This is a genomic window from Photobacterium sp. GB-50 (assembly GCF_003026755.1).
In the GTDB taxonomy this organism is placed as follows: domain Bacteria; phylum Pseudomonadota; class Gammaproteobacteria; order Enterobacterales; family Vibrionaceae; genus Photobacterium.
The window spans coordinates 25,613-32,095 of the sequence record NZ_PYNX01000029.1 but is presented as its reverse complement, the minus strand read 5'-3'; the positions used below and the strand labels follow the sequence as shown (position 1 = coordinate 32,095).

General features: G+C 45.3%; 13 protein-coding genes and 1 pseudogene. All 14 read left to right on the top strand.

Going from position 1 to position 6,483, the window contains the following annotated elements; genetic code table 11:
* Positions 1–155 (top strand): annotated as a pseudogene (gene tuf / locus C9J41_RS20585) (elongation factor Tu); the annotation flags it as partial.
* Positions 156–674: 519 nt separating this feature from the next.
* Positions 675–986, top strand: a complete 312-nt coding sequence (rpsJ, locus tag C9J41_RS20580) for a 30S ribosomal protein S10 (protein ID WP_002541412.1) — start codon at positions 675–677, stop codon at positions 984–986.
* Between the two features lie 14 nt (positions 987–1,000).
* Positions 1,001–1,630, top strand: coding sequence for a 50S ribosomal protein L3 (gene rplC, locus C9J41_RS20575; protein ID WP_107208697.1), 630 nt, complete (start codon positions 1,001–1,003; stop codon positions 1,628–1,630).
* A gap of 16 nt (positions 1,631–1,646) precedes the next feature.
* Positions 1,647–2,249, top strand: coding sequence for a 50S ribosomal protein L4 (gene rplD, locus C9J41_RS20570; RefSeq protein WP_006647440.1), 603 nt, complete (start codon positions 1,647–1,649; stop codon positions 2,247–2,249).
* Positions 2,246–2,548 carry a 50S ribosomal protein L23 gene (rplW, locus tag C9J41_RS20565; RefSeq protein WP_006647439.1) on the top strand — a complete coding sequence of 101 codons (303 nt, stop codon included), beginning with the start codon at positions 2,246–2,248 and terminating at the stop codon, positions 2,546–2,548. The genes rplD and rplW overlap by 4 nt, the downstream gene beginning before the upstream one ends.
* Positions 2,549–2,566: 18 nt before the next feature.
* Positions 2,567–3,391: a 50S ribosomal protein L2 gene (gene rplB / locus C9J41_RS20560; RefSeq protein WP_045084936.1), complete on the top strand. Its 825-nt coding sequence runs from the start codon at positions 2,567–2,569 to the stop codon at positions 3,389–3,391.
* Between the two features lie 18 nt (positions 3,392–3,409).
* Complete coding sequence (gene rpsS / locus C9J41_RS20555; RefSeq protein ID WP_005302795.1) at positions 3,410–3,688, top strand: 30S ribosomal protein S19; 279 nt, start codon at positions 3,410–3,412, stop codon at positions 3,686–3,688.
* 10 nt (positions 3,689–3,698) lie between these two features.
* Positions 3,699–4,031: a 50S ribosomal protein L22 gene (rplV, locus tag C9J41_RS20550; RefSeq protein ID WP_005302797.1), complete on the top strand. Its 333-nt coding sequence runs from the start codon at positions 3,699–3,701 to the stop codon at positions 4,029–4,031.
* 19 nt (positions 4,032–4,050) lie between these two features.
* On the top strand, positions 4,051–4,740 hold the full coding sequence (rpsC, locus tag C9J41_RS20545; protein WP_005371002.1) for a 30S ribosomal protein S3: 690 nt from the start codon (positions 4,051–4,053) through the stop codon (positions 4,738–4,740).
* Between the two features lie 11 nt (positions 4,741–4,751).
* Positions 4,752–5,162, top strand: a complete 411-nt coding sequence (gene rplP, locus C9J41_RS20540; RefSeq protein WP_005371000.1) for a 50S ribosomal protein L16 — start codon at positions 4,752–4,754, stop codon at positions 5,160–5,162.
* Positions 5,162–5,353, top strand: a complete 192-nt coding sequence (gene rpmC, locus C9J41_RS20535) for a 50S ribosomal protein L29 (protein WP_005370998.1) — start codon at positions 5,162–5,164, stop codon at positions 5,351–5,353. Before rplP ends, rpmC begins: the two co-directional genes overlap by 1 nt.
* The gene (rpsQ, locus tag C9J41_RS20530; protein ID WP_005370996.1) at positions 5,353–5,607 is read left to right on the top strand and encodes a 30S ribosomal protein S17; all 255 of its coding nucleotides are present in this window, start codon (positions 5,353–5,355) and stop codon (positions 5,605–5,607) included. The genes rpmC and rpsQ overlap by 1 nt, the downstream gene beginning before the upstream one ends.
* A gap of 166 nt (positions 5,608–5,773) precedes the next feature.
* Entirely contained in the window at positions 5,774–6,145 is a 372-nt protein-coding gene (gene rplN / locus C9J41_RS20525; RefSeq protein WP_107208696.1) for a 50S ribosomal protein L14, read from the top strand.
* 12 nt (positions 6,146–6,157) lie between these two features.
* A complete protein-coding gene (gene rplX, locus C9J41_RS20520; protein ID WP_008988080.1) occupies positions 6,158–6,469 on the top strand; it encodes a 50S ribosomal protein L24 in 312 nt (103 codons plus the stop codon).
* Positions 6,470–6,483: the final 14 nt, after the last annotated feature.

Below are 6,483 nucleotides of genomic sequence, written 5' to 3'. Positions count from 1 at the left end.
TACCAGAAGGCGTTGAAATGGTAATGCCTGGTGATAACATCGCTATGACTGTTACTCTAATCGCACCTATCGCGATGGACGAAGGTCTACGTTTTGCTATCCGTGAAGGTGGCCGTACAGTTGGTGCCGGTGTTGTTGCAACTATCATTGCATAATAACATTTAGTACTTACGTACAGAAAAAGGGAGCTTCGGCTCCCTTTTTTTATTGCCTAAAATTACGAACATTTTCCTTGTTTGTATTGTATAAGCAGGAATACGCGAAAATGTAGCTTGATTTTATGGTGATAAGTGAGCTTTATTCGTTTAATAAAGTAAATCTTATATATAACTATCAGATTAATTCATTGAAAATAAAAGACTTTATAACTATTTTTGTTTAATAATCAAACAGAGCTTGTTTTCAAAATTGTGATCTGTATAATGCACCGCACTGCCCGAGAGTTAGTCTTGTAAGCGCAGTTGTGAACCAATAAGCATTGAGGAGAAATTAACTGCAGGCTACGCCGGGTTTATTTCATAATGAATACTCTGACTTATGTTCGCAGTCATTAAATTGACTGACAATGCATCCGATAGGGATGCTACGTTCACATAAATCAATCGACATTCCCTCGTCTTTACGAGCGTGAGTGGCGATATTGTTTGTGTAATTTTTATTTGGAGCTCTGTCTAATGCAGAACCAACGTATTCGTATCCGCTTAAAGGCGTTCGATCACCGTTTGATCGATCAGTCAACTGCGGAAATCGTTGAAACAGCTAAGCGTACTGGCGCACAGGTTAAGGGTCCAATCCCTCTTCCTACTCGCAAAGAGCGCTTCACTGTTCTTATTTCTCCTCACGTTAATAAGGATGCACGTGATCAGTACGAAATCCGTACTCACAAGCGCCTTATCGACATCGTTGAGCCTACAGACAAAACTGTTGATGCTCTTATGCGTCTAGATCTAGCTGCTGGCGTTGACGTACAGATCAGCCTAGGTTAAGGGGAGATAAGAGAATGATTGGTCTAATCGGTCGTAAAGTGGGCATGACCCGCATCTTTACCGAAGATGGCATTTCTATTCCAGTTACTGTTGTTGAAGTTGAAAACAACCGTGTTACTCAGGTTAAATCTGTAGAAACTGACGGTTACAACGCTATTCAAGTAACAGCTGGAACTAAGAAAGCTAGCCGCGTATCTAAGCCAGAAGCAGGTCACTTTGCGAAAGCAGGTGTTGAAGCTGGTCGCGGTCTTTGGGAATTCCGTCTAGAAAACAGTGAAGAGTTTGCAGTTGGCGCTGAGCTAAGTGTTGAACTATTCAACGATATTAAAAAAGTAGACGTTACTGGTACATCTAAAGGTAAGGGTTTCCAAGGTGCTGTTAAGCGCTGGAACTTCCGTACTCAAGATATGACCCATGGTAACTCCTTGTCTCACCGTGCACCGGGTTCAATTGGCCAATGTCAAACTCCAGGTCGCGTATTTAAAGGCAAGAAAATGGCTGGTCACATGGGTGCTGAGCGTGTAACGACTCAAAACCTAGAGATCGTACGTGTTGACGCTGAGCGCAATCTGCTTCTTATTAAAGGTGCAGTACCGGGCTCAACAGGCGGCAACGTGATCGTTAAACCAGCTGTTAAAGCGTAACGTCGAGGAGTTAGTAATGGAATTGGTAGTCAAAGGCGCTGACGCGCTAACTGTCTCCGAAACTACTTTTGGGCGTGATTTCAATGAAGCGCTTGTACACCAAGTAGTTGTTGCTTTTGCAGCAGGTGCTCGTCAGGGTACACGTGCTCAGAAGACTCGTTCAGACGTTTCTGGTGGTGGCGCTAAGCCATGGCGCCAGAAGGGTACTGGTCGCGCTCGTGCAGGTACAATCCGCAGTCCGCTATGGCGTTCTGGTGGTGTTACTTTCGCTGCTCGTCCTCAGGATCACAGCCAAAAAGTAAACAAGAAAATGTACCGCGGTGCTATGAAGAGCATTCTTTCTGAGTTAGTTCGTCAAGAGCGTTTAATCGTTGTTGATAACTTCACTCTAGAAGCACCAAAGACAAAAGCACTAGTAGCTAAGCTTAAAGAGCTTGAGCTAACTGATGCACTAATCGTAACTGGCGAGTTAGATGAGAATCTATTCCTTGCAGCACGTAACCTATACAAAGTAGACGTACGTGATGCAGCGGCAATCGATCCAGTTAGCTTGATCGCTTTCGATAAGATTGTAATGACTGCAGCAGCAGTTAAAGCAGTTGAGGAGATGCTAGCATGATCACTGAAGAGCGTATTTTAAAAGTTCTACGTGCTCCGCACATTTCTGAAAAAGCATCAATGGCTGCAGAAAACGCGAATACTATCGTTTTCAAAGTAGCATTGAACGCAACGAAGAAAGAGATCAAAGCAGCAGTTGAAAAACTGTTCGAGGTTGAAGTTAAGTCTGTAAATACTCTTATTACTAAGGGTAAGACCAAACGTCAAGGTATGCGCCAAGGCCGTCGTTCAGACGTGAAGAAAGCGTATGTTATCTTGAAAGAAGGTCAAGACATCGACTTCGCTGGTAGTGCAGAGTAAGGCTAGGAGCAAAGAAGAATGGCTATTGTAAAATGTAAGCCGACTTCCCCAGGTCGTCGCCACGTAGTTAAAGTGGTTAACTCTGACCTGCATAAGGGTAAGCCGTACGCACCACTTCTAGAGAAAAACTCTAAGACTGGTGGTCGTAACAATAACGGTCGTATCACTGTACGTCACATCGGTGGTGGTAATAAACAACATTACCGTCTAATCGACTTCAAACGTACTAAAGATGGCATCCCAGCGAAAGTTGAGCGCCTAGAATACGATCCAAACCGTAGCGCAAACATTGCTCTAGTTCTGTACGCAGACGGTGAGCGCCGCTACATTATCGCACCTAAAGGTCTCCAAGCTGGTGATGTTATCCAGTCTGGTCAAGATGCTGCTATTAAAGTTGGTAACACATTACCAATGCGTAACATCCCAGTAGGTTCAACAGTACACTGTGTTGAACTTAAGCCTGGTAAAGGTGCTCAGCTGGCTCGTTCAGCTGGTGCATACGCTCAGATCATTGCACGTGCAGGCACTTATGTGACTCTACGTCTACGTTCTGGTGAGATGCGTAAAGTTCTTGCTGAAGGTCGTGCGACTCTAGGTGAAGTTGGTAATGCAGAACACATGCTACGTGAGCTAGGTAAAGCTGGTGCTTCACGCTGGCGCGGTGTTCGTCCAACTGTACGTGGTGTTGTAATGAACCCAGTTGATCACCCACACGGTGGTGGTGAAGGTCGTACATCAGGCGGTCGTCACCCAGTAACACCTTGGGGTGTTCCAACTAAGGGTTACAAGACTCGTAAGAACAAGCGTACCGACAAGTACATCGTACGTCGTCGTAATAAGTAATTATAAAGAGGATACGCCATGCCACGTTCTCTCAAGAAAGGTCCATTTATTGACCTACACTTGCTGAAGAAGGTAGAGAAAGCGTTGGAAAGCGGTGACAAAAAGCCTGTTAAGACTTGGTCCCGTCGCTCAATGATCATCCCTCAGATGATCGGTTTGACCATCGCTGTCCATAATGGTCGTCAGCACGTACCTGTTTTCGTTTCTGAAGAAATGATCGGTCACAAGCTAGGCGAATTTGCACCAACACGTACTTACCGTGGCCATGCTGCGGATAAGAAAGCTAAAAAGCGCTAAGGAGTAGGTAATGGAAGCTATCGCTAAACATCGCTTTGCTCGCATTTCGCCGCAAAAAGCTCGTTTGGTTGCAGATCAACTGCGCGGTAAGCCAGTTGCTCAAGCTCTAGAAATTCTTAACTTCAGCAACAAAAAAGCTGCTGATTTAATCAAGAAAGTTTTAGAGTCAGCTATCGCTAACGCAGAACACAACGAAGGCGCAGACATTGATGATCTTAATGTTGCTAAAATCTTCGTTGACGAAGGTCCTACCATGAAGCGTATTATGCCTCGTGCTAAAGGCCGTGCCGATCGCATCTTGAAGCGTTCTAGCCACATCACTGTTGTTGTAGCAGACCGCTAAGAGACTAGGAGAGAAAGCAATGGGTCAGAAAGTACATCCTAATGGTATTCGTTTAGGCATCGTTAAGCCTTGGAATACCACTTGGTTTGCTAACAGCCAAGAGTTCGCTGACAACCTAGACGGCGATTTCAAGGTACGCCAGTTCCTTACTAAGGAACTAGCAAAAGCATCTCTATCACGCATCGTTATCGAGCGTCCTGCTAAGAGCATCCGTGTGACTATTCACACTGCTCGTCCAGGCGTAGTAATCGGTAAGAAAGGTGAAGACGTAGAGAAACTACGTGCAGCAGTTGCGAAGATCGCGGGCGTTCCAGCTCAGATCAACATCGCTGAAGTACGTAAGCCAGAACTAGACGGTCAACTAGTAGCAGACAGCATTTCGTCTCAGCTAGAGCGTCGTGTTATGTTCCGTCGCGCTATGAAGCGTGCAGTTCAGAACGCTATGCGTCTTGGCGCTAAAGGTATCAAAGTTGAAGTAAGTGGTCGTCTAGGCGGCGCTGAAATCGCACGTACTGAGTGGTACCGTGAAGGCCGTGTGCCTCTACACACTCTTCGTGCTGACATTGATTACGCAACTTCTTCGGCTCACACCCAATACGGTGTTATCGGCGTTAAAGTTTGGATCTTCAAAGGTGAAGTTCTAGGCGGCATGCCGGTTGAAGAGCCAAAGGCTGAGAAGCCTAAGAAGCAGCGCAAAAGCCGTAAATAAGGAGTTTATTGATGCTGCAACCAAAACGCACTAAATTCCGCAAGGCCTTTAAAGGCCGTAACCGCGGTCTAGCGAACGGTACTGAAGTAAGCTTTGGTCAATTTGGTCTTAAAGCTGTTGGTCGTGGTCGACTAACTGCTCGTCAAATCGAAGCTGCACGTCGTGCTATGACTCGTCATATCAAACGTCAGGGCCAAATCTGGATTCGTGTATTCCCAGACAAACCAATCACATCTAAGCCTCTTGAAGTTCGTCAAGGTAAAGGTAAGGGTAGTGTGGCTTACTGGGTTGCTCAAGTTCAACCAGGTAAAGTTCTATACGAAATGAACGGTGTTTCTGAATCACTAGCACGTGAAGCATTTAACCTTGCTGCACGTAAGCTACCAATCAAAACCACTTTCGTAATTAAGGCGGTGATGTGATGAATGCACAAGATCTACGCGCTAAAAGCGTTGAAGAGCTGAATGCAGAGCTTGTGAATTTGCTACGTGAACAGTTTAACTTGCGCATGCAAGCTGCGACTGGTCAACTACAGCAGACTCACAATCTAAAAACTGTACGTCGTGATATCGCACGTGTTAAAACCGTTCTGACTGAGAAGGCTAGCGCATAATGAGCGAGAAAATTCGTACTCAGCTTGGTCGCGTAGTTAGCGACAAAGGCGATAAGTCTATTGTTGTTGCTATCGAGCGTAAAGTGAAGCACCCGATCTACGGTAAGTACATCACACGCACGACTAAGCTTCATGCACATGACGAAAACAACGAGTGTGGCCTAGGCGATACTGTTGAAGTTCGTGAATGTCGTCCAATGTCAAAGACTAAGTCTTGGACACTGGTACGAGTAGTTGAAAAAGCACGTATCTAATTACTGACTTTTCAGCTATTTAAGTTAGCGGCCCTAAAAATCTTGGGGCCGTTCATTTTTTATCTACCCATCGAGCGAAAATGGTGTTATTATTCGCCGCCTTTGAAGAAAAGGCATATCGACTCGTTTTGGGTCTAGATGTTTAAAAAATTAGCGGAGCACTAACATGATCCAAATGCAAAGTATGCTTGATGCAGCGGATAACTCCGGCGCACGTAGCGTAATGTGTATTAAGGTTCTGGGTGGTTCTCACCGTCGCTATGCACATATCGGTGACATCATCAAGGTTACAGTGAAGGAAGCAATTCCTCGCGGTAAAGTAAAGAAAGGTGATGTACTGAAAGCGGTGGTTGTACGCACCCGTAAAGGCGTTCGTCGTCAAGATGGCTCTGTCATTCGCTTTGACCGTAATGCTTGCGTATTGTTGAACGACACTACTGAGCAACCTATCGGTACCCGTATCTTTGGCCCTGTGACTCGTGAACTTCGTAATGCGAAATTCATGAAGATTGTATCACTAGCGCCAGAAGTACTTTAAGGAGCGACTATAATGGCAGCTAAAATCCGTCAAAACGACGAAGTTATCATTCTTGCTGGTAAAGACAAAGGCAAGACTGGTAAAGTAACTAAGGTTCTAGCAACCGGTAAAGTTATCGTTGAAGGTATCAACATGGTTAAGAAACACCAGAAGCCAGTTCCGGCAATGGGTGTTCAAGGCGGTATCGTTGAGCAGGCAGCTGCGATCGATGCGTCTAATGTTGCTATCGTTAACGGTCAAGGTAAAGCGGACCGTGTAGGCTTCCGATTTGAAGACGGCAAAAAAGTTCGTTTCTTCAAGTCGACTGGCGAAACTATCAAGTAAGTTTGGAGTAGTAC

Bases quoted from the DNA above. Each gene is read 5' to 3' on its own strand.
- rpsJ (WP_002541412.1), top strand. From the start codon at position 675: ATGCAGAACCAACGTATTCGTATCCGCTTAAAGGCGTTCGATCACCGT.
- rplC (WP_107208697.1), top strand. From the start codon at position 1,001: ATGATTGGTCTAATCGGTCGTAAAGTGGGCATGACCCGCATCTTTACC.
- rplD (WP_006647440.1), top strand. From the start codon at position 1,647: ATGGAATTGGTAGTCAAAGGCGCTGACGCGCTAACTGTCTCCGAAACT.
- rplW (WP_006647439.1), top strand. From the start codon at position 2,246: ATGATCACTGAAGAGCGTATTTTAAAAGTTCTACGTGCTCCGCACATT.
- rplB (WP_045084936.1), top strand. From the start codon at position 2,567: ATGGCTATTGTAAAATGTAAGCCGACTTCCCCAGGTCGTCGCCACGTA.
- rpsS (WP_005302795.1), top strand. From the start codon at position 3,410: ATGCCACGTTCTCTCAAGAAAGGTCCATTTATTGACCTACACTTGCTG.
- rplV (WP_005302797.1), top strand. From the start codon at position 3,699: ATGGAAGCTATCGCTAAACATCGCTTTGCTCGCATTTCGCCGCAAAAA.
- rpsC (WP_005371002.1), top strand. From the start codon at position 4,051: ATGGGTCAGAAAGTACATCCTAATGGTATTCGTTTAGGCATCGTTAAG.
- rplP (WP_005371000.1), top strand. From the start codon at position 4,752: ATGCTGCAACCAAAACGCACTAAATTCCGCAAGGCCTTTAAAGGCCGT.
- rpmC (WP_005370998.1), top strand. From the start codon at position 5,162: ATGAATGCACAAGATCTACGCGCTAAAAGCGTTGAAGAGCTGAATGCA.
- rpsQ (WP_005370996.1), top strand. From the start codon at position 5,353: ATGAGCGAGAAAATTCGTACTCAGCTTGGTCGCGTAGTTAGCGACAAA.
- rplN (WP_107208696.1), top strand. From the start codon at position 5,774: ATGATCCAAATGCAAAGTATGCTTGATGCAGCGGATAACTCCGGCGCA.
- rplX (WP_008988080.1), top strand. From the start codon at position 6,158: ATGGCAGCTAAAATCCGTCAAAACGACGAAGTTATCATTCTTGCTGGT.